General features: G+C 47.5%; 24 protein-coding genes. 8 read left to right on the top strand and 16 right to left on the bottom strand.

Features of this window, described 5'->3' with window-relative positions; all coding sequences use genetic code 11:
* Positions 1-351: 351 nt before the first annotated feature.
* Positions 352-1,149: a lytic transglycosylase domain-containing protein gene (locus IDJ77_RS16830; protein ID WP_224751133.1), complete on the bottom strand. Its 798-nt coding sequence runs from the start codon at positions 1,147-1,149 to the stop codon at positions 352-354.
* A 233-nt stretch (positions 1,150-1,382) separates the two neighbouring features.
* Here IDJ77_RS16830 and IDJ77_RS16825 point away from each other — a divergent pair, with 233 nt between their 5' ends.
* Positions 1,383-2,867, top strand: a complete 1,485-nt coding sequence (locus tag IDJ77_RS16825) for a pseudouridine synthase (protein WP_191190132.1) — start codon at positions 1,383-1,385, stop codon at positions 2,865-2,867.
* A 293-nt stretch (positions 2,868-3,160) separates the two neighbouring features.
* The gene (locus IDJ77_RS16820) at positions 3,161-4,297 is read left to right on the top strand and encodes a lactonase family protein (RefSeq protein WP_191190131.1); all 1,137 of its coding nucleotides are present in this window, start codon (positions 3,161-3,163) and stop codon (positions 4,295-4,297) included.
* Between the two features lie 135 nt (positions 4,298-4,432).
* Here the strand turns inward: IDJ77_RS16820 and IDJ77_RS16815 are convergent, their stop codons facing one another.
* Positions 4,433-4,936: a hypothetical protein gene (locus IDJ77_RS16815; protein ID WP_191190130.1), complete on the bottom strand. Its 504-nt coding sequence runs from the start codon at positions 4,934-4,936 to the stop codon at positions 4,433-4,435.
* Positions 4,937-5,146: 210 nt separating this feature from the next.
* Between IDJ77_RS16815 and IDJ77_RS16810 the strand changes: the two genes are divergently transcribed.
* A complete protein-coding gene (locus IDJ77_RS16810) occupies positions 5,147-5,536 on the top strand; it encodes a RidA family protein (protein WP_191190129.1) in 390 nt (129 codons plus the stop codon).
* A 6-nt stretch (positions 5,537-5,542) separates the two neighbouring features.
* Here IDJ77_RS16810 and IDJ77_RS16805 read toward each other — a convergent pair whose 3' ends face one another.
* The 10 genes from IDJ77_RS16805 to IDJ77_RS16760 form a co-directional block, all read right to left on the bottom strand.
* On the bottom strand, positions 5,543-6,037 hold the full coding sequence (locus tag IDJ77_RS16805) for a GNAT family N-acetyltransferase (RefSeq protein ID WP_191190128.1): 495 nt from the start codon (positions 6,035-6,037) through the stop codon (positions 5,543-5,545).
* Positions 6,038-6,393: 356 nt separating this feature from the next.
* Positions 6,394-7,533 (bottom strand): N-acetyl-alpha-D-glucosaminyl L-malate synthase BshA, encoded by a 1,140-nt coding sequence (bshA, locus tag IDJ77_RS16800; protein ID WP_191190127.1) that lies wholly within the window; start codon positions 7,531-7,533, stop codon positions 6,394-6,396.
* A gap of 397 nt (positions 7,534-7,930) precedes the next feature.
* Positions 7,931-8,341: a hypothetical protein gene (locus tag IDJ77_RS16795; RefSeq protein WP_191190126.1), complete on the bottom strand. Its 411-nt coding sequence runs from the start codon at positions 8,339-8,341 to the stop codon at positions 7,931-7,933.
* A gap of 175 nt (positions 8,342-8,516) precedes the next feature.
* Positions 8,517-9,206, bottom strand: coding sequence for an SIMPL domain-containing protein (locus IDJ77_RS16790; protein WP_191190125.1), 690 nt, complete (start codon positions 9,204-9,206; stop codon positions 8,517-8,519).
* Between the two features lie 331 nt (positions 9,207-9,537).
* On the bottom strand, positions 9,538-9,798 hold the full coding sequence (locus IDJ77_RS16785; protein ID WP_191190124.1) for a hypothetical protein: 261 nt from the start codon (positions 9,796-9,798) through the stop codon (positions 9,538-9,540).
* 208 nt (positions 9,799-10,006) lie between these two features.
* Positions 10,007-10,762, bottom strand: coding sequence for a DUF4846 domain-containing protein (locus tag IDJ77_RS16780; protein WP_191190123.1), 756 nt, complete (start codon positions 10,760-10,762; stop codon positions 10,007-10,009).
* Positions 10,759-11,490 (bottom strand): M23 family metallopeptidase, encoded by a 732-nt coding sequence (locus IDJ77_RS16775; protein ID WP_191190122.1) that lies wholly within the window; start codon positions 11,488-11,490, stop codon positions 10,759-10,761. Before IDJ77_RS16775 ends, IDJ77_RS16780 begins: the two co-directional genes overlap by 4 nt.
* Positions 11,491-12,063: 573 nt before the next feature.
* Positions 12,064-12,552, bottom strand: coding sequence for an isoprenylcysteine carboxyl methyltransferase family protein (locus IDJ77_RS16770; RefSeq protein ID WP_191190121.1), 489 nt, complete (start codon positions 12,550-12,552; stop codon positions 12,064-12,066).
* A gap of 2 nt (positions 12,553-12,554) precedes the next feature.
* Positions 12,555-13,610, bottom strand: a complete 1,056-nt coding sequence (locus IDJ77_RS16765) for a type III polyketide synthase (RefSeq protein WP_191190120.1) — start codon at positions 13,608-13,610, stop codon at positions 12,555-12,557.
* Positions 13,611-13,858: 248 nt separating this feature from the next.
* Positions 13,859-14,428 carry a pentapeptide repeat-containing protein gene (locus IDJ77_RS16760; protein ID WP_191190119.1) on the bottom strand — a complete coding sequence of 190 codons (570 nt, stop codon included), beginning with the start codon at positions 14,426-14,428 and terminating at the stop codon, positions 13,859-13,861.
* Positions 14,429-14,522: 94 nt separating this feature from the next.
* Here IDJ77_RS16760 and IDJ77_RS16755 point away from each other — a divergent pair, with 94 nt between their 5' ends.
* The 3 genes from IDJ77_RS16755 to IDJ77_RS16745 all read left to right on the top strand — a co-directional run bounded on the left by IDJ77_RS16755 (position 14,523) and on the right by IDJ77_RS16745 (position 17,554).
* Positions 14,523-14,753 (top strand): DUF433 domain-containing protein, encoded by a 231-nt coding sequence (locus IDJ77_RS16755; protein WP_191190118.1) that lies wholly within the window; start codon positions 14,523-14,525, stop codon positions 14,751-14,753.
* 649 nt (positions 14,754-15,402) lie between these two features.
* Positions 15,403-16,950: a serine hydrolase gene (locus IDJ77_RS16750; protein ID WP_191190117.1), complete on the top strand. Its 1,548-nt coding sequence runs from the start codon at positions 15,403-15,405 to the stop codon at positions 16,948-16,950.
* Between the two features lie 10 nt (positions 16,951-16,960).
* A complete protein-coding gene (locus tag IDJ77_RS16745; protein WP_191190116.1) occupies positions 16,961-17,554 on the top strand; it encodes a hypothetical protein in 594 nt (197 codons plus the stop codon).
* 170 nt (positions 17,555-17,724) lie between these two features.
* Here IDJ77_RS16745 and IDJ77_RS16740 read toward each other — a convergent pair whose 3' ends face one another.
* From IDJ77_RS16740 to IDJ77_RS16725, 4 genes are all read right to left on the bottom strand, one after another.
* Positions 17,725-21,207 (bottom strand): methylmalonyl-CoA mutase family protein, encoded by a 3,483-nt coding sequence (locus IDJ77_RS16740; RefSeq protein WP_191190115.1) that lies wholly within the window; start codon positions 21,205-21,207, stop codon positions 17,725-17,727.
* A gap of 81 nt (positions 21,208-21,288) precedes the next feature.
* Entirely contained in the window at positions 21,289-21,567 is a 279-nt protein-coding gene (locus IDJ77_RS16735) for a hypothetical protein (RefSeq protein WP_191190114.1), read from the bottom strand.
* On the bottom strand, positions 21,567-22,358 hold the full coding sequence (locus IDJ77_RS16730; protein ID WP_191190113.1) for an SDR family NAD(P)-dependent oxidoreductase: 792 nt from the start codon (positions 22,356-22,358) through the stop codon (positions 21,567-21,569). The genes IDJ77_RS16735 and IDJ77_RS16730 overlap by 1 nt, the downstream gene beginning before the upstream one ends.
* Before the next feature lie 3 nt (positions 22,359-22,361).
* Entirely contained in the window at positions 22,362-23,345 is a 984-nt protein-coding gene (locus tag IDJ77_RS16725) for an NAD-dependent epimerase/dehydratase family protein (protein ID WP_191190112.1), read from the bottom strand.
* A gap of 76 nt (positions 23,346-23,421) precedes the next feature.
* Here IDJ77_RS16725 and IDJ77_RS16720 point away from each other — a divergent pair, with 76 nt between their 5' ends.
* Together IDJ77_RS16720 and IDJ77_RS16715 are read left to right on the top strand one after the other, a co-directional pair.
* On the top strand, positions 23,422-24,510 hold the full coding sequence (locus tag IDJ77_RS16720; protein ID WP_191190111.1) for an acyltransferase family protein: 1,089 nt from the start codon (positions 23,422-23,424) through the stop codon (positions 24,508-24,510).
* A 61-nt stretch (positions 24,511-24,571) separates the two neighbouring features.
* Positions 24,572-26,074, top strand: a complete 1,503-nt coding sequence (locus tag IDJ77_RS16715; protein ID WP_191190110.1) for a cryptochrome/photolyase family protein — start codon at positions 24,572-24,574, stop codon at positions 26,072-26,074.
* The last annotated feature ends 14 nt before the right edge of the window (positions 26,075-26,088 follow it).

The raw sequence follows: 26,088 nt of genomic DNA, 5'->3' as shown, positions 1-26,088 counted from the left end.
ACCAGCCGTTCCTATGGAACGATCTTTTTTTCATCCCTTCGGGATGTTTGGTTGGTAGAAAAAGCATCAAACATGCAACGTTCCATCGGAACGTCTGATGAAATTTGCAGCCTGTCAAGTCATGGGCTATTCCCCTCTCGAGAGGGGGCGCGGTGGAGTGGCTGGGGGTGTGTTAGCCACCATGCGATTGTGAAATGCATCGGGCAGAAACACACCCTTCCACCCCTCTCAAGAGGGGAATCGTTGGTATTATCACTGCACCACTACCGCATCTGTCAACTCCATAAAAAAAGCCGCCCCAACTTTGGGACGGCTTTACATGTGCTCCGTAATTTTTTAAGGAATTACTAATTAATTTGATGCTACCAGGTACGGTATCGGCTTTTGCAGGTACCCGTAGTAGTTGCTGTAGCCGTATTTACGCGGCTTGTTGATGATCTCTTTCATGGCGATAAGCTTGTACACGTAGCTGCCGGTTTCGCGGTTAAGGCTCATGCGGAAATAATTATCCTCATTTTGCCTGTTAATAGCGCGTGCCAGTTTAATGCTGCCGTTGTTGTAAGCGGCGGCGGCAAGTGTCCAGCTGTTAAATTCGCCGTACAGTTCTTTAATGTACTTGCAGGCCGCGATGGTTGATTTGCGCACGTTAAGGCGCTCATCTACCCCGTTGCGTACTTTCAATCCGTAACTGCGCGCGGTGCCCGGCATAAACTGCCATATGCCACGTGCGCCCTTTGGCGATGTGCCTTCGCATAAACCGCTCTCTACCAGGGGAACAAACTTAAAGTCTTCGGGGATACCGTAGGCCCTCAGGATAGGTTCGATAATAGGGAAAAGCTTGTCGGCCTTACTGTGCAGGAGATTTGACTGCACATTGCGGAACCTGTTTTTAGTGATGGATTTTTTCAGTTTAAGGTTTACCCGTTTGTCGTTAAGTGGCAATGCCTCGTTAGCGAAACTAAAACCTGCCTCAGCTTCTTCTGCCTTGTAAAATACAAGCGAAGCGGGCATATAAGTTTTAATTTTTGGAGTAGTTTTTGTTAAAAGTACAGGTTCTGTACCGAAGATGTTAAGCGCGGAAATGGTAACCAGCACCAGGATTACGGAGCACGTAATTAAGTGTTTTTTTAGCATTTCGAGTTTACTCATTAATTAAACATTTGGTATGATGTGCTGCAAAGGTATGCTATATAAATCACATTGTCAACCACTTAGTAGGGGGATAGTGTATTGACCGTTTTCCGGAACCGTCTAAAAACGCCGTTTAAACTACTTTAAACAACGTTTTTGCACCCATATAGTTTTTTGAATTTTTTAATAAAAAGCCCGTTAATTTTCGTAATTTTGACCCTCACGCTGCGAAAGCGCAAATTAAAATTAACATGGTATTTAAGAAGCCAAGCGGTAGTCGCGACGACAAGCCAAACAGATCATCAGCCCGCCCAAAATCAGGCGATGGACCATCAAAACGTACCTCATCTTCATCAGCAGGCAAGCCTTACGGCAGCCGCGGTGCCGACAGTAAGAACCACTACAGTACTGATAAGAGGTCATCAACGAACTCAAAACCATACGCCGACCGTACCGAAGGTGAAAGTGAGCGCCCAAAACGCGGTACCTCATCAGGCTCATCATTTAGCGGTGGCGAGAAAAAAGCATTTGTACCAAAAGGAAGGCCATACAGCGGCCGCCAAACCGGCGACAGCGACCGCCCTAAACGCAGCTTCGGCGGCGACGAGCGCAAAGCCTTTAGCCCTAAAAGCGCCCCATACAGCGGCCGCCCAACCGGCGATAGCGGAGAGGACCGCCCGAAACGTGGCCTGGGCCCGTCATCGTTCCCCAATAAAAAAACATTTACAAAAGATAAACCGTACGGCAGCCGCGCAACCGGCACCGATAGCGACCGCCCTAAACGCAGCTTCGGCAGCGATGAAAAACCAAAGCGTGCCTTTGGCGATACCAGCGGCGAGCGCAAACCATACAACCGTACGCCTAAAACAGGTGCTACAGGTACAGGTAAAAAAGATTTTGCCAACACTACTTCGGGCTTTAAAAAACGCGATGAGGACCGCCCGGCAACAGACGGACCTACCCGCACCATGCGTGGCCGTAAAAACCCGGCAGCACCAAAACCTAAGGACGACGGGCTGATACGCCTTAACCGTTACATTGCCAATGCAGGTATCTGCAGTCGCCGCAAGGCCGATGAGCTGATAGCCGCGGGTGTGGTATCGGTAAACGGGGAAGTAGTAAGCGAACTTGGCCATAAGGTAGACCCGATGAAGGACCTGGTACGCTACAACGGCGAAGCCCTTAAACGCGAGAAAATGATATACGTGCTGCTGAACAAACCAAAGGATTACATTACCACTACCGACGACCCGCAGGAGCGCCGCACTGTAATGCACCTGGTTGAGAAAGCCAGCAAAGAACGTATTTACCCCGTTGGCCGCCTTGACCGTAACACAACCGGTTTATTATTAATGACCAACGACGGCGATCTTGCCGATAAACTGTCGCATCCGCGTAACAGTATTACAAAACTATACAACGTAGAGCTAAGCAAGGCCCTTAGCCAGGGCGACCTGAACAAGATCGCTTTCGGTTTGGAGCTGGAGGATGGTTTTATAAAGCCCGATACCATATCTTACGTAGCCGGTGGCACCAAGAAAGAAGTAGGCATCCAGATACACAGCGGAAAAAACCGCATTGTACGCCGTATCTTCGAAAGCCTGGGTTACGAGGTGGTGAAACTGGACAGGTCGGTTTACGCTAACCTTACCAAGAAGGACCTGCCCCGCGGCCGCTGGAGATTTTTAGACGAGAAAGAAGTGATACAGCTGAAGCATTTGATACAGCTGACGTAGTATCATCAGTATTTACAGCATATTTAAAGGCTCCGGTTATCGGGGCCTTTTTTGTTGAGTAAACTTCCCCACGCGTCATTGCGAGGCACGAAGCAATCTCCCGACTATGCTTAAACGATTTGCACGTTTGCTTGTCCTACGTAGAGATTATTGATGGTTTAATTTTTCCGCTAAGGAATCAATGAGCTCCCTTTGGTCGGTTGTCTTCGTGCCTCGCAATGACGGGCGGAGATAGCGTTGGATAAATTCTAACAGATTTTATTAACTTGCACACATAAACCAATATTTGCTCAATGAAAAACTTCTCGTTAATTGCTGCCATACTATTGCCGATAGCGGCTTTTGCACAGAAACCTAAACCTTTGCCAAAAACATTCGACGTGCTGGTTGGCACATATACCAGTGGTACCAGCAAGGGCATCTCGGTTTTCCGCTTTTATGCCGAAACCGGCAGGCTGGCTTACCTGAGCCAGATAGACGGCGTGAGCAACCCATCGTACCTTGCCGTATCTGCGGATAATAAATTTGTATACGCGGTTAACGAGAATGACCAGGGCGAGGTAAGTTCCTTCAACTTCGACGCGAAGATGGGTACTTTAAAATTCATCAATAAACAATCTACCCTTGGCGGTTCGCCATGCTATGTATCGGTTGATAAAGCCAATAAAAGCCTGTTTGTAGCCAATTATAGCGGCGGTAATATTGCCGTGCTGCCTTTAAACGAAGATGGCTCTATTGGCCAGGCTGTACAAACCATCGGCGATAGCGGCCCGTTCGGTCCTAATAAAGAGAGGCAGGAGAAAGCCCACGTACATACCGCCGTACTGAGCCCCGACGAAAAATATGTTTTCTACACCGACCTCGGTACCGATAAATTACACATCACCCGCTACAAACCGGGTAAGGATAGTCCACTGAGAGGTGTTAAACCGCCCTTTGTATCGGTTGCGCCCGGTGGTGGCCCGCGCCACTTAGATTTTTCGGCAGATAAGAAACACCTGTACCTGGTACAGGAGATGGGCAGCGCCGTTACCATGTATGATTATGACAACGGTAAGCTTACCGAAAAACAAACCGTTACACTGCTTAAGGATGGCTTTACCGGCGCAACAGGCGCGGCAGATATCCACGTATCGCCAAACGGGCTGTTCCTGTATGCCAGCAACCGTGGCGATGCCAACGATATTTCGGTGTTCTCCATCAATCAGGAAACAGGCGAACTTACCTTTGTAGATCGCAGATCTACCAATGGCAAGGCTCCACGTAACTTCGTTATCGACCCAACCGGCACTTTCCTTATCGTAGCCAACCAAAACACCGATGCCGTTTATGTGTACCGCCTTGATAAAACCACCGGTAAAATGCTGGGCATTGTTTACAAGATAGATATTGGCAACCCCGTGTGTTTGAAGTTTGCGCCGGCGCAGTAAGCGGCGAAAGCTTAAAGCAGAAAGACTAAAGTTGAAAGCTAAAAAAGTATTATAAATGACGAAGCCGAAAGTGATTAACTTTCGGCTTCGCTGTAAAAAAAAGCTTTTGCTTTAGTCTTTCTGCTTATAGCTAAATTACGCTTTCACAAAGGTGTATACAATATAGCCGGTACCGCCGCCTACCGCTACAGGCGACATCAATGTCATGCCGGTGCTGCTTACGGTGCCTATGTTTAGGCGGTAACCTTCCTGCACGTTTTTGGCTTTATCGCCCTCGTATAATTTTTTAAACTGAAACTGCGTGCCTGTAGTGCCACCATTAAAAACCGACCAGAAGATGGTTTGCGATTGCCCGTTGGTTAAGGTATATAAACCGTTACCGCTGTTGGTGAATTTCCAGGTGCTGCCCACAAAGGCGCTTGGTGCTGCCTGGTCGAACACGTTTTGTACGGCGTTTGGTACCAATCCGTCGTAAGTAACGTTGGTAAGCGTCCAGGTGCCAACAAATTTACCGCGCGATACGCTGGTGGCGGATGTTTCTGCAGCCGGCGTGGTACTAGTATTTTTTGTGCTGGAACAGGCTGTAAAAACAAAGCTCAGGGCTAAAATTGCAAGGGATGTTTGGAATATCTTTTTCATGGTTTCTTTATGTATAATTATTACCAACATAACACAAATCTTGCCAAAAGGTTATAATGATATTTTATTATCGTTTGGGTTAATGGTTTGCCCCGTTTGGCTTTAAATTTTTTATCTGTTACCCCTAATCTTAATTAAAACCTTATCTGCTTCTTTTGCCAATTCACGCAATTGATTATTTTTATACAACTAATCCCAAACTCACACACAATGGCAGATCGTAAAAACTTCAACACTGATGCAGTTCCCCGTGGTACCAAAGTATTTCCGCAAGCGGTAATTGCCAATGGCTTTATTTTCCTATCCGGCACGGTGGGCTTTTCCCCTGCAACCGGCAAACTCATCAGCGATAGTTTTGAGGAGCAGGTTGTGCAGGCCTTTGCCAACCTTAAAACCATTTTAGAGGCTGCAGGCAGCAGCCTAAATAAAGTTGTTAAAACCAGCATGTTTATGGTAAGCGGATGCGACCCCGATTTTAGCATCGTCAACAAAATATATGCTGATGTTTTTGGTGAAGAGGCGCCGGCCAGAAGTTCGCCCCAGTTGATGCCGTTCCCGGGAGGGATCTTGTTTTCGGTGGAGTGTATCGCGCTGGCGTAGCTAAGGCTACGCCACTGTCTCATACTCCACCTCGTCCTCATTCAATTCCTTCACTTTAGCAAAATTGAGCCGGGTAAGTAATTGTACCGCCTTAAGGTTTTGTTTTGTGGTGATGGCCGTTACCCGACTTAGGCCGATGATATCCAGGCCAAAATTAACAGCCAGGTTTATCGCTTTGCTCATATAACCTTTACCCTGGTATCGCGGCAGCAGCACAAAGCCCAATTCGCCGGTATTATTGGCAAAGCCCCTATAATAGCCAAGCGTGCCGGTTATTTGGCTGGTAGCCGTATCAACAATGCACCAGTGGATAGAGTTACGGTCTGCGTAATCTTTATCTATGCGCACTTGCATTTCGGTGGCTTCGGCAAAGGTAGTGGCTGGTTTACCGTCGTAAAAGGAAATGGGTATTAACGCCGGGATATCCGCAGGCAAAACTTCGCGCAGCAAGATACCATCGCCGGTAAGTTGAGGGAATTGGGAATAGGGAGGCAGGTTCATTAAAATAATCTTATTGTATGGGTATTAGGAGGCACCTACGGAGCCATAATGCGCGAGCAATTTATTCTATAAACAGGATACCCCTCCGGGGTGCCAATAGCAAATTAGTTGTTGCTTAGGCTTTTCTGTTTATAAGAGTTAACAATCAGAGCACGCTGCAGGCACGTTAATTATTTCTACCAATAATATCTTATCAGGATCGTAATTTTTACCATTCTTTAGGCTCCAGCGGAGCCACCTGTTTATAGCAAAAATAGCAAACAAGATCCCGGCTCCGTAGGTGCCACCTATGGCGAGTTTGATATTTCAGTAGGCTCGACTAACGCGTCGCAACGATAACCAACAATAATACTTGCTTATTGCTCCTGCTTGCTCTTCTCTATTACTTCTTTATAGTAGTTTTCGTACTCGGGCAGGATGTTGCTTAACTCAAATTCTTTGGCGCGGGCGAGGGCGTTCTCTTTAAATTGGGCAAGGCGTTCTTCGTCTTCCAATATATAAATGGCGCGCTCTGCCATGCCGGCTACGTCGCCAACGTCGCGCAGGAAGCCTGTAACGCCTTCTACGTTCAGTTCGGGCAGGCCACCGGCGTTACTGCTGATCACAGGAACTTTGCAGGCCATAGCCTCCAATGCGGCCAAACCAAAGCTTTCTGATACGGATGGCATTAGGAACAAGTCCGACACCGACAAGATCTCCTCAATGGCATCCTGTTTACCCAAAAAGCGCACATGCTCGGCAATGTCCAAATCGCGGGCCAGCCGCTCGCAAACCGAGCGCTCGCCGCCATCGCCAACCATTAGCAGTTTGGCAGGGATGGTTTTCACCACTTCGGCGAAGATCTTGATCACATCTTCGGTACGTTTTACCTTACGGAAGTTGGAAGTATGCACCAAAACCTTTTCGCCGTTTGGCGCTATGGCTTTTTTAAAGTGGTCTTTTGGCTTGAGGCTGAAACGGGTAAGATCGATAAAGTTGGGGATCACCTTAATGTCCTTTTCTATCTTAAAATATTTATAGGTATCCTCCCGCAGGTGGGCCGATACGGCTGTTACACCGTCGGATTTATTGATGGAGAAGGTAACAACGGGCTTGTAGGTGCGATCCTGCCCAACCAGGGTGATATCGGTACCGTGCAGCGTTGTTATAAAAGGGATGTTGATGCCGTAAGTAGCCAGGATCTGCTTCGCCATAAACGCTGCGGAAGCATGGGGGATAGCGTAATGTACGTGCAGCACATCCAGTTTTTCAAAGCGTACCACATCTACCAAACGGCTGGCCAAAGCGAGCTCATAAGGCGGAAAATCAAACAAAGGGTAATTAGAAACGGCAACCTCGTGGTAAAACAGGTTTTCCGAAAAAAGATCAAGCCGTGCAGGCTGATTATAGGTAACGAAATGAACCTGGTGCCCCCTATCGGCGAGGGCCTTACCTAATTCTGTGGCTACAACCCCGCTACCGCCAAATGTAGGGTAACAAACAATGCCTATCTTCATTTTATACTGATACGATTTAAGCTGTTATAACTAATGCCGGGCCAAATATTTATGAATATATGAGGTTTATAGATAGCCGTTATAAAGCGTACAAGTTTAACAGCAATTTATTATAAATGTGTTACCTGCGTGTAAAAGTTTGGGTGGGGAAGAGAAGCAAGAGTTAAGAGGCAAGAATCAAGACGGGAAGTGAAGAATAAAGAAGGCAATAGGTATGAATTCACGTCATGCTGAATTTATTTCAGCACCCCATCATTAAAGTGGCGATTGTGCTAACCGCTTTGCGTGTTGTTACCTGCCGTGTGGGGTGCCGATATGCATCAGCATGACAGCTTTTTAATACATAACAGGCAACCAATGAACTAATGAACCAGTGAACCAGTGAACCAATAAACAATTACGCCACCCCGGCAACCCAGTTTACGATGGTTGCATCGAGCACGCTATTTACGGCGTTGAGCGCGGCTTTGCTTTTTGATACCTTCTCTACATCTTCCTGGTAAAAAAAGTGGTTTACGCCCAAAACTTTAAGCAATCCGTCTATCCGGGTATGCTCTTTGTTTTTGTAGCAGCAAATTTTAATATTACGGTAAAAACTGTTGGATTGCAGGCGGCGCAGCACCTTTTCGAGTTCGGGCCCCATGTACTCGTAGTCGAATAAAATCACGTCGGGTTTCACCTCATGGATAGAGGGAAAGATCGCTGTTTGTACAGAGACCTGGCGCACGGTGTTGTAACCGGCGATCAACGCATCGGGGAAGGCTTTTGGGGCTACCAAAAGCACCTTTTTAGTACGCGAACGAATCATGCTCAAATCAATTGGGGTGCCTAAAGATAAAATGTACTTTTTACATTATCAAGCCTTTGCCCCTATAAAATTCGTATTTATTTGAGTATTGATGATTAAATTAATGTTAATAAAAGAGCAAAAAAAACGCCGGATGTAAAAATTACACCCAGCGCACTAAAATTATCTTAGAAGCTTATTTTATTTCGAAAACAGCCTGGATCTGGAAGCTTAGTTTTATCTTCTTAAAATCAATATCCGATTCGGGGGCTACATCTGCCATCGCGCTTTTAGACATGTACATTACATTACGCGGCGACGGGAAGCTGCTGTTATCGTTTTCTACAATATTAATGGCTCCGCCCAGCTTATCGCCAAGGCCGGCAACTAAGAACGCTGCCTTATCGCGCGCTGCCAAAAGGGCTTTAAGCTTCAGGTCGTTCTTCACCGCGTTTAGCTTGGAGTAGTCGTAGCTATCGATGTTGGTTGCCTGAATACCCTTCGGGTCGATCTTGCTCAGGATCTGGTCGAACTTATTCAAATCGCGGAATTTAATGCCATAGGCTTTGCTTGCTAAAAAATCGGGGTTCTTCTTTTTCTCGGTAGCATAGTTCCAGGATGAAAGGCTGTTCACGGTAAAATCTTCCTTGGCTATGCCGGCTTCGGCAACAGCTTTTTCCAGCTGGCTCTCCAGTTGCGAAATGGTTGTTTTCTTTTTGCCATCCAGGTATTCTTTGAGGGTGATGGTTACGTTGATGATATCGGGAGTAACTTCCAACTCGGCAATGCCTGTAACTTCTATTTTACGGCGCAGATCTACGGTTTGCGCAAATGTTGCTGTAATTGTTGATGCAACTAAAACTGCTGCTAATACTAATTTTTTCATGAGGTCTCTTTTGTTGTTATGTGTATGTAGATAGGTTTACGGGGCTAAGGTTTAATATGTAACACGTAATGTTTTAATAGCCTCACATAAATCCTCTCCAAAGGAGAGGACTTTTAGCCCCTATCCTTTGGAGAGGGGTTGGGGTGAGGCTATATAGCGGAACATCTCTTAAGTAAACGGCATTGATGTAACACGTATAATATATATGTGTTACACATACCAGTAACTCCATTAGCCGGATGGTGTTTTAAATATTTATAAAGCGTGGTGAATAAAAAAGCCTCCCGGTTACAGGAGGCTTCATATAAACTATTGAAGGTTTTTATTTTTTTTAAACGTATTTGCCTTTTTGACCGGTTACCGGCCGGTCGGGGTCTGTTGAGTAGTAAGGGGTAGTGTCAACCTGCTGCGGTTTATCATCGCGAATATCGGCGCGGCGGTTACGCAGTAAACGTTTGCGGCGGCGTTTGAGAACATAGCGCGAACCCCAGTGATCGAACGTGCCGGTTATGGCCAATATACCGCCAATAACAAAGGCGGCGATCATGAAAATGACAAATATGTGGAGCGCGTCGGTGAGTAAATGTCGCATAGTTAAATTCTTTTGGTATTACCGTTAAGGCAATAGCCGTGCCCGTTTTGGCAAAAAAAATTAAAAAAAGTGCATTGTTATAGGGGAATTGGTAAAGAAACGAGCATACTATTATGACTAAGGTAATGCTAAAGTGTTGTGCCGCAGGGGGATAATAGTGTATGGTTAACACTACAGATAATGCAAACTGCACCGCTGGCCTCTAAACCTAAAACCGTTTCAAATACTTTTTATCCATCAGTTCACCGTAAGGGATGTTTGCTGTTTGGCCGAGGGCGAACCAGGGGCTATCGTTTTGCAATACCTGGATGTTTTGCGCGGGCATAAAGCTTTGCGCCAGCAGGAACACTTTTTTATGGGACGCGTTCTCCGCAACATCCAAAATAATAAAGCAATGCCCCGGCGAACCGCCACGGATAAATACATCGCCGGCCTTTAATTCATCGGCGTTAGTAACCGGCTTTAGTTCTTTTTCCAGCGAGAGGGTGCCGGCGTAGCTGAACACTAAAGTCATGTATCGCATAAAGCTGGCGTAGCTATAATCTTTTTTGGCTTTTAGTATCCAGCGATTGTTGCTGTAGCGGTAGCCATTGGCATAGTGCTCAAAATCGCATTTGAAGCCGCTGGTGAAATTAAAACTGATGGCCTTGTAATCCTGCCGCTGAAAAAGATATTCGGCGCGGAGACGCATTACGGCGTCGGCACATTGCTGCAGATCCTGGCTGCCTATGCTTATATCAATAACGGCGGCGGTGTATGGGTCGGTACGGGCAATGTCGCCTGCGTAGGTTTTGGTGCGGGTGCCTGCGGGCAACAGCGGCAGGTTTTGCAGGTAAGCGCCAAAGCTGCCGGGAGCAACGGCCACCTGCTGGTAGCCTGCAGGTGTTTTAAAACGGCTGGATACCTTATCTGCCGGGGTAAAGCTGATGCAGGCTAATAAGATTATGGCGATAAAGTGTTTCATTTGGTGACTGCGGTTTTAAGCTGCTTAAAGCTATTAAAAGGAACCGGGATATTATCCACTAATTTAAAGGTGGAGAAATGTAAATGCGTTGGCGAGCGCTTTTTGTAAGCATTTAAGCCGGTGCGGCCCACTTCGGCTATTTTTTGGCCTTGTTTAACATACTCGCCGGGATGTACAAAAATGATGCGGTTGTGTGCATAGTAGGAAAAATACCCCTGCTGGTTATTGGCGGCGGGGTGATAGATCCAGATGTAGCGGCCGCCGCGCATATCGCCGGCTGCGTCCCACTCGTTGATACAGGCTACAACAATGCCCGGTGCTATGGCCAGTACATTTACAGGCTGGCTGGTGCGGTCGTCCAGGCAGTCCTGGTTTTTATCGTTAATGAAAATATCGTGCGCGGGGTGGGCGCCGTGCTTATTGCCATCGATATAGTTGAAGCCTTTATCAAAATAGCCGTTGCCGTTTGTGCCGCCAGCGGCGCGGTAGTTGTAGCCCTGCAGCGGGAAGGTCCATTGGGTACTCGCCGGGGCTGGGTTATGTGCGGCGTAATCGCTGTTTACCTGTTTTACAAATTCGGCAATGACCTTTTGGGCTTCCAGCTTTCTGATGTGGCCTTTTAGTACCTCATTATTAAAGGTGTTGAAATTTTTATACTTGGCCGTATCGGTTTGGGCAAGGGTTGGGAAAGCTATGAGGAGTATAAGGATTGTTAAGATGCTTTTCATAATGGTGATTAAATTTAGGGGGAATTGTTGAGGGAAGCAAGGGGTATTTCTGGACGCAATTCTTTATACCGTTTTATAAAGTGTTTTGTACTCAAATAAATCATCGGCTCGCTCATTCGCCGCGAGGGGCTCGTTACTTTTTGTAGCACCAAAAAGTAACCAAAAAGTGCTTTCAGCAGAGAGGCTTCTTTGCCGCACGGGCCTTTGCCCTGCAAAACGATCAGAACCACGGGCTGGGAAAATTTGCCCCTTGCTTCGCCGCTCGATCCCCACGCTTCAGCAAAAATTCCCTATGCCCTCCCTCCGCACAGCCCACCACGTTCTGTCCGCTTTCGCCCGAAGCTTAGCTGCTGATGTTATCCTCCTTCGAAAAGCATCAACGGAATCCTAAAATCAATAAAATCAACGGTTCAGAATGCGTTAACGATTGCAGCGGAAAGCCCGTAAACGGAGCGCAGCGAAGTGCGGACTTGTAGCGGAAAGCGTGGGCCGCAGGCAACGCCCAAATCAGGGGGCTGCTTTCAGTTAGCAGGTAAAAATCCAATGAATCGTAAAAATCTGTTGAATCCCGGTTCAGACGTTCCAAACCCGCTCTTCTTCCCGTATCCTCACGGTTAGCATTACTGCATTTAACAGGCTGAATACAATAGCAGTGGCGTAGAGGTGAAACACCAGCGGTATTACGATGATTTCGCAGATGACGATGAAGTAGTTGGGGTGTTTAAATAGTTTGTAGGGCCCTTTTTTGATGAAGATGGAATTGGGGATGCGGAGGATCTTGGTGTTCCAATATTTGCCTAAGGAGCCAATGGTCCAGATCTTTAGGCAAATGAGGAGGAGGAAGATCACCATCATGAAGATGCTGAATTCGCCGCCTAAGTAAAAATATTCGGCTATCATGCTGATGATAAACAGGGTGTGCAGCGCTACGATAAAGGGGTAGTGGGCTTTGCCGTATTCTACCGCGCCCTGGCTGCGTGCCCAGGCTTCGTTGCGTTTGGCTACCACGAGTTCGAGCAGTCGCTGAAATATGACGAAGCTGATAAAGAGGATAAAATACATGCTTAGTTTTTCATATTTAATAAAACCATTTCGCTGCTAAACCCTGGGCCCATGGCCAGCATTAGGCCGTAGCCGTCTTCGTAGCCTTCTTCCATAAATTTTTCGAGCACGTAGAGCACGGTTACGCTGCTCATGTTGCCGTTCTCGTTCATTACCTGGCGGGTGTTATGCAGGAAATCGTCTTCTACCTGCAAGGCATCGGCATAGGCATCCAGTACTTTTTTACCGCCGGGGTGGAACACAAAGTTTTTGATGTCCTTCAGTTCCAGGTTTTGTTTGGCCAGGAAGGCATCAATATCGCCCCGGATGTTCTCGTGGATGAAGGTAGGGATATCTTTGGAGAAGAGCACCTTAAAACCGGTGTCTTTAAAATCCCAGCCCATCACTTCCAGCGAGTCGTAATAGAGCTTGCTGCTTGCGGCCAGTACCCTGATCTTCTCTTCCGTTTTATGGTTATCGCCTTTTACGATAGCGGCTGCTATACCATCGCTAAACAAGCTGCTGCCGATGAAATTACTTTTGCTGTAATCGTTTTTAATGAGCGTGAGCGAGCAAAGCTCTACCGCTACCAGCAGCACCAACGCATCGGGGTTTGCCTTTGCCAGCGTATTTGCTTTTGCCATGCCCGATACACCGCCACCACAGCCCAAACCCCAAACGGGGATACGGTTGATATGCGGGTTGAGGCGCATTTTGTTGATGATGAGCGCATCTATACTTGGCGTGGCCAGGCCGGTGGTAGATACGAATATCAGGTCGGTAATATCATCTTTACTTACATCTGCTTTTGCAAGGGCCGCTTCAATCGCCTGGATGGAGTATTGCAGGGCATTTTCGATATAATCGTTATTGCGCTGCTCGAAGGTGTTGGGCTCGGCGTAGTAGCTGATGGGCTTGCAGAAGTTGCGGGTAACAATTTCGGTATTATCGAAGGCAGGCATCAGGCGGTCTACCTGCGGGAAATGTTCTACAAACAGGGCGCGGGCCTGGGCTTTCACGTCCTGTTGTTTTACTTTATAGGGGAGGCTTACGCCTGATACTGAAGCTATAGATGGCATATACTTGGGGGCGGATTGTATGATGTACTAATAACGTAAAGGCTTAAATTGTTTCGGGAGGATAAATACCCCAACGGGCTTAGAGATTACGGGAGGTTTATCTATATGGTTGCTTTTTTTAACAACGTCAATTGCGAGGCATGAAGCAATCTCCAGGTAAGCACGTGCACCGTGCAGGTGGATTGTCCAACGTAGAAATTGCTTCGTGCCTCGCAATGACTTGGTGGTGAGGTGTTTGTTAGGGGAATTTACCCCTCTATCTTAATATCATATTTCCCCAAAAGCCCGGGCAAGCCGTGCAGCGAGAAATGGGCTTTTTTGATCGCGTTATCGTCCGGGTCGATAGTGAAATTGTAAGAGGAGCGGAAGTCGGCACCTTTTAATATAGTGCGACTGAAGAAAGCGCGGTGCAGGTTGCAATTGATGAATTTGGCTTCGGTAAGGTCCGCCTCGGTGAGGTCGGTCTCTATCATGGAGCAATCGGTAAACTTGGACTTTTTGTTCTTTTTTTGATAGAAGATGGCATTATCCAAAATACTGCCCTCAAAATTCACCTCGAACAAAAAGTCGCGGGCCTTGCTGAAGTTTACGCCGCTTAGCTTACAGCGTTTGAATAGCACGTTCTGAAAACCGGTGCTGCCCACGCCCGCCAGCAGCAAGTTGCAATCCTCGAAGGTGCAATCCATAAAAATAAGTCCATCCAGGTTGGCATTGGCGAAATTGCAGCTGATGAATTTGCAGTGCTCATAGGTTTGGGCGGTTTTTAATTGGTCGGCGGAAATTTTGGTGAAAGTTTGGTCTTCGTGGAGGGATTGCATGGGGCAAAGATAAGGGAGGCGGTGGTTTTTGGCGAGGCACGTTTACCGGATGTTGATATTTTTATTGATGCATATTTATTTGTAAATTTACCTTATGCATAACAATCTAGAAAGAATTACGGTAGATGCTGATGTGTGCCATGGTAAAGCATGTATTCGCCACATGCGTTGGCCGGTAGAAGTTATTATTGACATGATAGCCTCTGGAATGTCGTTTGATGAAATACTAACCGACCACGAGGAATTGGAACGGGATGATATTATTGCCGCCCTGGCTTATGCAAAAGTTACCCTATCGGGCAAATCGTTGGCGGAAGTAAACTGATGGGTAGCTGCATTTATTAAAGATGCTTTTGGGTAAGGGGTGATTTTCGGGTTTTAAATATATCCGTTCTGCTCATTGCCGCAGGGGCTACTTCTTTTGATGCACCAAAAGAAGCAAAACTTAGCGCAGCGGTCTCATGAGCGATAGCGAATAACTGCTTTCAGCAGAGAGGCTTCTTTGCCGCACAGGCCTTTGCCCTGCAAACCGGGCAGAACTCACGGGCTGTGAAAATTTGCCCCTTGCTTTGCCGCTCATGCCCCACGCTTCAGCAAAAATTCACTATGCCCTTTCCCTGCGCACAGCCCACCACGTTCTGCCCGCTTTCGCTCGAAGCTTATCTGCTGATATAAGGAAATTAACTTACCGAACCCAGCGAAGCCCGCTTCTAATCGGCTTTGTCCTGTTCGTTAACCACTGGCTTGCTAAAGCAGAATCTTTCATAGAACAGGGCGCAGCCGAGAGTTTTTTCTTTGGTTACTTTCTTTTTAGCGGAAAAAAAGAAAGTAACATCCACAGGCTTAGCATAACTTACTGCAAGTTCCTAACGAAGAACTGAAGAGCAAAAAGCAATAAATATTAGCTAATAGAGAACCGCTGATTTATCATCTCCCTTTCTTATATTTAGCTACTCAACATAAACATTATCACCATGAATCTCCGCCCTATACTTACGCTCGCGTTTTGCGCATTGGCATTTAATACTGCAACCGCCCAAATGGCCCCGGCAAAGATCGACAGCCTGGCTCAACTCGCGCTTAAGACCTTTGATGTGCCCGGTATTGCCGTGGCTGTTGTAAAAGATGGCAAACTGGTGTATGCTAACGGGTATGGGGTGGCATCGTTGCGTACGCAGAAAAAGGTTGACGGTAATACGCTGTTCGGCATTGCATCAAACAGCAAGGCTTTTACTACTGCCGCTATTGGAATTTTGGTGGATGAGGGTAAACTGAAACTGGATGATAAGGTAACAGACTACATCCCCGAGTTTAAGATGTTCGACCCGTATGTTACCGCCGAGTTCACCATCCGCGACTTGCTTACCCACCGCAGCGGTTTGGGCCTTGGTGCGGGCGATCTGATGATCTTCCCGGATTCGACCGATTTTACGGTAAAAGATATTATCCACAACCTGCGCTACCTGAAACCGGTGAGCAGTTTCCGCAGCAAGTTTGATTATGATAACCAGCTATATATTGTAGCCGGCGAGGTAATTGCCCGGGTAAGCGGAATGAGCTGGGAAGATTTTATTGAGACCCGCATTATGAAGCCGCTGCAAATGACGGGCAGCTTTGCCTCATACAGTCGTATAAAAAACACAAAGAACTATATCGATGCGCATGCGCCGGTTGATGGCAAGGTAGTGGTTATCCCCCGCAATACCAGCGAACCTACCAATGCTGCAGGCGGTATTTACAGTAGCGTAAACGACCTGGCCAAATGGGCCATTATGCAAATGAACGACGGTAAATACGGTGATGCGCTGGCCAAAAATATTTTCAGCAGCACCATTCATCGCCAAATGTGGTCGGTGCAAACGCCGTTGCCTTCCGGGCCGGGTTCATACAATACACACTTTGCAGGTTACGGTTTAGGTTGGTTTCTGAACGATGCAAAAGGCTATTTAAAGGTTAGTCACACTGGCGGCCTGGATGGCATGGTTACGCAGGTAACACTATTCCCCGAGCTGAAACTGGGCATTATCGTGCTCACCAACCAGCAATCGGGCGGAGCATTTAGTTCTGTTACCAACGAGATCATCGACAGCTACATCGGCGATACCGGCCGCGACTGGGTTAAAGTTTTCAGCGACAACGAAAAAGCCGGTATGGCTGGTGCGGGTAAAGTAGTGGCCGATGTTTGGAAACAGGTGGAAGAGCAAAAGAAAGCGGCGGTGGATGGCAGCCTTTACGCGGGCACTTACCACGATAACTGGCTGGGCGATGTTACCATCAGCCAAAAGGATGGGCAACTTTGGTTCGCATCCAAACGTTCGCCGCACTTAACCGGCCAAATGTTCTTTTATAAAGGCAACACTTTTGTGGTAAAATGGAACAAACGCAGTATGGACGCCGACGCCTTCGCCATGTTCACTACTGATGAGAATGGCAAACCATTGGGGTTGAAAATGAAAGCCATAAGCCCCGCGACAGATTTTAGCTACGATTTCCAGGATCTGGATTTTGTGAAAGTGAAGTAAAACTTTAACAATGAAAAGACTTCTTTTTGCAGCGTTAATTTTTCTTTCATTTTCTGTAGCCCGGGCGCAATCTGCCGACGATGACCAAAAATGGAGCAGCCTGATCAGTAGTCTCGAAGCCGAGGACTGGCCAACTGCGAATAAATTATCGCAATCTCTTTTAAACAGTATCCCACAGGCAGATATAAATGGGAACCGGGCAGCGGCGTTGCGCTACATGTATATTCTTTCCGAATCGGGCTTAATGGATCTGGGCACGGTTACCAAACCGGAAGCTTTGAAAAAAGTGATCGGATTTGTGGGTAAACCCATCCTGTTACCAGGACACCCCGTATCGGTAAAGCAAGCCTTTAACAGTATTACCAGTGCATCTAATGGTACCGATACCTTATTTGTTACTGCATCCAACAGAAAGGCCACATCGATATTTGCTTTTGAGTATATTGTGTTAAAAAATAAATGGACGGAGGCCGATCTCAACGCAAACAACGGCAAAGTATGGCGGCTCGGCGGCATACTCAAGTCCATCAGCGTTGAAGGCAACATGTTTAAGCGCTTTAAATTGCTGATAGACGAGGGCACCGCCGAGGAGCAGCAGCAGTAATCGTGTTTTCATTGGCAATCCCTGCGGGCCGGGCTTTGCAGGGCTCCGCTTCGCTGCGGCCCCGCTGCCATTGCGCACTGGCCCGACACACCCGTGGCTAAACCCTTACAATCCCTATTGCACCTGTCCTGCAAATCAAAAGCTCCCCCTTCAGGGAGGGCTCGCCGCTCCTACATATTCCTCCTGTACTGCCCGCCAACCTCGTAAAGCGCATGGCTTATCTGCCCAAGGCTGCAATATTTGCAGGCTTCCATCAGGCTTTCGAAGATGTTATCGCCGGCTATAGCGCGTTGCTGCAATTCCTTTAATAAGCCGGGGGCTTTTTTCTCATTCCGTTTTTGAAACAGGTGCAGGGCTTCTATCTGGTATTGCTTTTCTTCCTCGGTAGCGCGGATCACTTCGGATGGGATCAGCGTGGGCGAGCCTTTTTTGTTAAGGAAGGTATTTACACCTATGATGGGGTATTCGCCGGTGTGTTTAAGGGTTTCGTAATAGAGCGATTCTTCCTGGATCTTGCTGCGCTGGTACATGGTTTCCATGGCACCAAGCACGCCGCCGCGGTCGTTAATGGCCTTGAATTCGGTCAACACGGCTTGTTCCACCAGGTCGGTTAGTTCCTCGATGATGAAGGCGCCCTGTATCGGGTTCTCATTTTTGGCGAGGCCGAGCTCGCGGTTAATGATGAGCTGAATAGCCATTGCCCGGCGTACGGATTCTTCCGTAGGTGTAGTGATTGCTTCATCATATGCATTGGTATGCAGCGAATTACAGTTATCGTAAATAGCGTATAAGGCCTGCAAGGTGGTTCGGATATCATTAAAGTCTATCTCCTGTGCATGCAGCGAGCGGCCGCTGGTTTGGATATGGTATTTCAGCTTTTGCGACCTGTCGTTACCCTTGTATTTATTTTTAATGGCCTTTGCCCAGATGCGCCTCGCTACACGACCAATAACCGAATATTCCGGATCGATACCATTGCTGAAGAAGAACGATAAGTTAGGTGCGAAATCGTCGATATGCATGCCGCGACTTAAATAGTATTCCACATAAGTAAAGCCGTTGCTCAGTGTAAAAGCCAGCTGTGTTATTGGGTTGGCCCCCGCCTCGGCGATGTGATAGCCGGAGATAGATACCGAATAAAAATTCCGCACCTTCTCCTTTATAAAATACTGCTGGATATCGCCCATCATCCGCAGGGCAAATTCTGTGGAGAAGATGCAGGTGTTTTGCGCCTGGTCCTCCTTTAAAATATCTGCCTGCACGGTGCCGCGCACGGTGGCAATGGCATAGGCGCGGATCTTTTCGTAAACCTCCGGTGGGAGAATTTGGTCGCCGGTTAGCCCTAACAATGTTAAACCTAAACCGCTATTTCCTGCTGGTAAATCACCGCCCTGGTACTGCGGCTTCACCACCCCCTTATCATCATACAATTTCTTGTACTTTGCCTCTACCAAATGCTCCAGTTGATGTTCGGCAATATATTTTTCGCATTGCTGATCTATGGCGGCATTCATAAAGAAGCCAAGCAGCATAGGGGCAGGGCCGTTGATGGTCATGCTTACAGACGTGCTGGCATGGCAGAGATCGAAACCAGAGTACAGCTTTTTGGCATCATCCAGCGTGGCGATGCTTACACCGGAGTTGCCTATTTTGCCGTAGATATCCGGGCGGATATGCGGGTCCTCGCCATACAGCGTAACCGAATCGAATGCGGTGGAGAGCCGGTGCGCCGGTTGCCCTAATGATACATAATGGAAACGTTTGTTGGTCCGCTCGGGGCCGCCTTCCCCGGCGAACATGCGGGTGGGGTCTTCGCCCTCGCGCTTTAGAGGGAATACACCCGCCGCGTAGGGGAACTCGCCGGGAACATTCTCGGTAAGCAGCCAGCGCAAAATATCGCCCCAGGCCTCGTATTTGGGCAGGGATATTTTGGGGATACTTAATTGCGATAGCGAGGTATAATATAAAGGTTGTTTTATTTCCTTATCGCGCACTTTATAAATGAAATTTTCGGCCTTGTATTTGGCAACAGTTTCGGGCCATTCTTTTAACAGGCGCTTGCAATCGGGATGCAGGTGGCTTTCGAGGTGGGTGTAGATATCTTGTAGAGAAGCGATACTTCGCATCTCTACTGCCTTTGCATCGGCGCCTTGCATAGCGGGAGACGCAAAGTATTGCGTCTCTACGTTTTTGTTCCCCTCTTGAGAGGGGTTAGGGGTGTGTTTCGCCAATAAATCGATAGTCCCCTTTACCTGAAACAACTGCTGCGCTATCTTACACTGCTCATTCACCCAATCGGTATAAGCCGCGCTGCTTTCGGCTATCTCTGCCAGGTAGCGGATCCTGTCCGGCGGAATGATGTAGATCTTTTCCGATTCGTCGCCTTTTACCTTTAGCTCCTTGCCTTCCAGTAAGTCAACACCTGTTTTGTTTTTAACCGTTTTCATAATGGCGGCAAAAAGGGTGTTCATGCCCGGGTCGTTAAACTGGGAGGCCATGGTGCCGTAAACGGGCAGGTCGTCGTCTTTGGCGCTGAAGAGCATGTGGTTGCGTTTATATTGCTTGCGCACATCGCGGATGGCATCTAAAGCGCCACGCTTGTCGAATTTGTTGAGTGCCACCAGGTCGGCAAAATCCAGCATGTCTATTTTTTCCAGCTGGGTGGCCGCGCCAAATTCGGGTGTCATTACATATAAAGAGAGGTCGCAGTAATCGGTGATCATGGTATCCGATTGGCCGATGCCGCTGGTTTCTACGATCACCATATCATAACCGGCAGCCTTGCAAATATCAATAGCCTCCTGTACGTGTTTGCTTAAAGCCAGATTAGCCTGCCGGGTAGCCAATGAACGCATGTAAATTTTCGGACTGTTTATGGCGTTCATCCGTATCCTGTCGCCCAATAAAGCGCCGCCCGTTTTGCGTTTGGATGGATCTACGGAGATAATGGCCAGCGTTTTATCCGTCTCCATCAAAAACCGCCGTACAAACTCATCTACCAGCGATGATTTCCCCGAACCACCCGTACCGGTAATGCCGAGGACGGGGGTAGTGAGTGGAGAATGGTGAGTGGTGAGTGGTTGTATGTGGGGATTGCCGAGTTCGGCAGCTGTTATTAGCTGGGCTATTATAGTAGCCTCACCTAAATCCTCTCCAAAGGAGAGTACTTTCTTGTTTCCGTCAATAGCCCCCTCTCCTCTGGAGAGGGTTGGGGTGAGGCTATCGCAAGCCTGCATCATGTCGTTTATCATCCCCTGCAGGCCCATGGTGCGGCCATCGTCGGGTGAGTAGATGCGGGTGATACCGTAGGCGTGCAGTTCGGCTATCTCATGCGGCAGGAACACGCCGCCGCCGCCGCCGAAAATTTTAATATGCTGTGCGCCCCGCTCGTTGAGCAGATCGCGCATGTATTTAAAGTACTCTACGTGCCCGCCCTGGTAGCTGGTGAGGGCTATGCCCTGCACGTCTTCCTGTATAGCACAGTTTACCACCTCATCCACACTGCGGTTGTGCCCCAGGTGGATCACCTCTGCACCGGTGCTTTGCAATATGCGGCGCATAATGTTAATGGTGGCATCGTGCCCATCAAAAAGCGATGCGGCGGTAACAAAACGGATTTTGTGCTGAGATCTATAAGGAGCTATGCTTTCCATGCAGGCGTAATTGGTTCGCCGGTAAAATTAGGTAATTTTTACAGATGGAAAAGCTATGCTTGCATAATAAAGCTGATGGCTTTACGCCTCGTCCAGGTCTACATCTTTAATAATATGGTGTTTCACCAGCCCCCTTATTAATGCCTCGGGAGTAAAGTCGCCGGTGAGATCGAAGGAGATGCAGCCGTTGAGCGTAACTACATTACAAACGCCGGTTTCAAATTCAAAAGTAAGCCCGCTGAATTTACCCGAAACCACGGTTAGGGTTTCGCTGTCAGGCACCTCGAAGGTGTTGCGGATGCTGTTGAAAAACCCTTGCAGATTTTTTACGTGGCGGGAGGTGTTTATAGCGCGTATCATTATCTTTTAAGGATCAATTTTAAACGGCTCCTGATAATGCTCTCCTTAACGAACGCGGGCAGCATACTGTTTAGCAAAACCAGCAAGCGGTTAACAGCTCCGGGGATGATCTCTTTTTTTCCTCTTAGCATCCCATCTATCGCTATACGCGCTACGTCTTCAGCCTCCAGTATGGTTGCCCTGGCGATGCCTTTTAGCTTATTGTTCATCACCAGCAGTTCGGGCTTAGTGTTGATGCCGCCCGGACTCAGCAGGCTGATCCGCACGTTGCTGCCCGACAGCTCCAGCTGCAAGCATTTGGTAAAGTAACGGATGAAAGATTTGGTTGCCCCGTAAACCTGTTTCTTAGGCACCACAAATAAGCCGCCCAAACTCCCCACGTTCAGGATGTAGGATGTTGTTTTGCTGCCGGCCTGTTCTAAAAACAGTCGCGTTAGCAAAACCGGGGTGATCACGTTCAGCTCTATTTGCTTTTTATAGAAGATGATATTCTTATCCTCAAACCACGACCAGTTCCCCAGTCCGGCGTTGTTGATGAGCATATGCGCCGTAATGCCAACCAACTGCAGGTAGTTAAATATGTTGTGGTAGTTTTCGGCATCGGTGAGATCCATTTCCAGCTCATCAACCCGGATGTTGAAATTCTTGCGGATGTATGCGGCCAATTGCGGCAACCCCGAGCCGGGCAATGCCACCAGTACCAAATTGATGTTGCGACGCGCCAGTTCAATAGCGAAGGATTTGCCCAAACCCTCGCTCGCACCGGTAATAATTGCGGTTAGTTGTTGCATGGCTCAGGTTTGCTTTAAGTAGTCAACAGTTTTTTGCATGGCATCGCCAAAGGGGGTGATGCGGTAGCCCAGTTGCATGGCAGCTTTTTGGCTGCTGTATTTTTGATCGAATTTCAGGCGATCGGCAAATTCGGGTAAAAAGAAGGGTGGTAATCCCGTTAGGCGGGTCTTAAATTGCTCTACGTGGCTGTAAAGTTTAATAGCTTTTTGCGGAACACGCAGCATGCGATGTTTTATGCCCGATGCAGTGCCTACTGTACTAAAGAATTGGTTAAAGCTGATATCCTCTCCGCCTAAAATATAGCGGTTACCCTTCAACCCTTTTTCCATGGCTGCAATGTGCCCGTTTACCACGTCGGGCAGGTAGGCGTAGTTGGCCACCTGCTCGCCATTGCCGGGGATAATGCGCCATTTACCGCGCAAATAGCCGCTCACCATTTTGCTTACGGTATTACTATCGGTAACCGGCCCTTCGCCAAAAACGCGGGACGGGTTTACGGTAACTACATTTAATCCTTGGTTTACAAATTGCTGTACCTCCAGTTCGGCCAGGTATTTGGTGCGTTCGTAAACAATGGGGAAACCCACTATTCGCGGCTCATCCTCGCTCAGCGGGAAATTGAGCGTTGGCCCCCATACCCCACAGGTGCTGGTATACACCAATTTTGCAACGCCTGCATTTGTTGCAGCGCTAAGCACATTGCGGGTGCCAATAACATTGGTATCGTAAAAAGCATCGGGGTTACGACACCACATTTTGGCGAGGGCGGCGGTATGGTAAACCTGTGTGCAATCCTGCATGGCTTTTTTAAGGCTATCGGGATACAGGATGTCCCCCTGCACGGGTACAATATTTTTATGTTTGATGAGATAAGGGTGATTGGTGTTGCGGCAAAGCGCCCTTACCTGGTAACCTTTACCGGCAAGCGCCAGGCAAAGCTCGCGCCCTATAAAACCCGTGGCACCTGTAACTAATATCTTTATCATACCCTTAATACAAGGGGCAGGGGTTTTACCCCTATTTTACGGATAAATAATTTATCCTATTTTCGTATACACATCAATGGAGAGAAACACCAATACTTTATACGCAGTTAGGTTTATAGCAGCTTTGGTAGTTGTATTGTTTCATTATAGCCCGCCCGGGGTACGAACTGATCTTACGCCGGTTATAAAAAACGGTAACGAAGCGGTTAATATTTTCTTCTTTATATCCGGGTTTGTGTTAACCGTTTCTAACGCCAGGTTTTTGGGTAACGCGCAAAGCGTGTTTCCGAAAAAAGAGTTTTACATTAAGCGGATAGCCCGCATCTACCCGTTATATCTACTCGCCATTTTAATACTATTGTTCTTTCATTACGGCATACAAGCTATCGACGGCCCATCAGTAAAATACAAGATCTTGTTTGAAATGTTGGGCGTGCAACAATGGCTTTACGTAGGCTCATTTAATTATCCGGGCTGGTCCATCTCCTGCGAGATTATGTTTTATTTACTTTTTCCGTTTATTGCACAGCGCATGCGGAGGAACAGTAACGTTTTTACATGGTTTGTTTGGTTTTATTATTTAGTAACTGTGGCGGCCACGTACTTGCTTTATCCCTGGTACAAGGCCGACCTGCCGTTTATTACGAGACGGCTTGTAGATGCAATTTACATGAACCCACTATTGCTGATATCGGTGTTTATGTTCGGGATGTTGGCCGGGGAGTGTTTTAATAAGAAAAGCATTCCGTTCTTTAACAGATCGCGTAACAGCCTGATTGCTGCAATTGTAGCAGGTGTAGTAATCTTGCTGGCGAAATATTATGCCCCTCATAGCTCTGCACTTTTAAAGGGAGGCTTATTGGCACCGGTTTATTTTGTGTTTATAATGGCCATCACCAGTTTTAAAACAAAGCATACAAAATTTATTACCTCGCGGCCAATTATTTTTTTAGGCGACATTAGTTACGCCATGTACATTATGCAGTACCCTTTATATGTATTTTACATCCGTTACATACAGCCGGTTGCAACGCCTACGGCGCTGGTTAACTATATTGTGGCGTTGATATGCTTCGCCAGTCTCACGCACCTTTTTGTAGAAAAACCCCTTCGCAAAGTCATCACTTCTCTTTATCGGCCCCGGCCCGAATTAGCCGAACGTTAAATTTCCTGCGCATCACTTCGTCTTTCGCTGAACATTCGCCAGCGCCGAACGTTTAGTAAAAATGGATCATATTACCCTGATTTTTCCGCATCAGCTATTCAAGCATCATCCGGCAGTTAATCCATCCCGCCCGGTTTACCTGGTGGAAGAATGGCTGTTTTTTAACCAATACAATTTCCATAAAAAGAAATTGGTACTGCATAGGGCATCGATGAAATGCTATGCCGAACACCTCAGTGGCCTGGGTATAGATGTTACTTACATCGAAGCCACCAACCCGCTTTGCGATATCCGGAAACTTATTCCGCACCTTGCGGAGCAAGGCGTAAAAACCGTTCACTATGCTCATGTGGCCGACGATTGGCTGGAAAAACGCCTCGACAGGAAATGTACGGAGCATGGCATACAACTTGCCCAATACCGCAGCCCTAACTGGCTCAATAGCGCTGGTGACGTGGCCGATTATTTTGACGGGCGGAAAACTTATTTCCAGACTGATTTTTATATCGCCCAGCGCAAGCAAAGAAATATACTGTTGGAAGCGGATGGAAAACCCATTGGCGGCAAATGGACCTACGATACCGAAAATCGCCTTAAGTTTCCGAAGAGCGGTGCAGTGCCGCTGTTGAATGTTCCGAAAAAGAACATGCACGTTGTGGAAGCATCCGAATGGGTGGATAAACATTACCCGGATAACCCCGGCAGTACCGCATCGCCCTTTGGTAATCTTAGTGGCTTTTACCCCGTTAATTTTGAAGAGGCAGAACAATGGCTGGATGATTTTTTAAAGCAGCGGTTTGGCAATTTTGGTATTTATGAAGATGCCATGGTATCGGGCGAAAGCTTTCTTTATCACGCTGTACTTACACCCATGCTCAATATCGGTTTATTAAACCCGCAGCAAATAATAGATAAGGCAATGGAGGCGGCAAGCGAGTACGATGTGCCTTTAAATTCGCTTGAAGGCTTCATCAGGCAGGTAATGGGCTGGCGCGAGTTTATCCATATTGTTTACGAGCGCGAACACGTAAAACAACGCACCAAAAATTACTGGGGCTTTACCCGCAAAATACCCTACTCTTTCTGGAAAGGCGAAACCGGTATCGCCCCGGTTGATATTGTGATAAAACGCCTGCTCCGTACCAGTTATTCGCACCACATAGAACGGCTGATGATTATGGGCAATTTTATGCTTCTGTGCGAATTTGACCCGAATGACGTTTACCGCTGGTTTATGGAAATGTACATTGATGCTTACGATTGGGTAATGGTACCCAACACCTACGGTATGACACAGTTTGCCGATGGCGGGCTGATGACCACCAAACCCTATATCAGCGGCAGCAATTACCTGTTAAAAATGGGCGATTGGCCAAAAGGCCCCTGGCAGGATGTGTGGGATGGTTTATTCTGGCGGTTTATGCACGTGCATCGAAATTTCTTTTTGGCTAACCCACGGCTGGGTATGCTCATTAAAACTTTCGATAAAATGCCAGTTGAAAAAAGAGAAAAACATCTCACCAATGCCGAAGCTTTTTTAGCTAAGCTGGATAAGATGAAATAGCGTTATTTAGGGTG

It is taken from the genome of Mucilaginibacter pankratovii (assembly GCF_014773265.1).
In the GTDB taxonomy this organism is placed as follows: Bacteria; Bacteroidota; Bacteroidia; order Sphingobacteriales; family Sphingobacteriaceae; genus Mucilaginibacter; species Mucilaginibacter pankratovii.
This window is presented reverse-complemented; position numbering and strand designations above follow the sequence as displayed.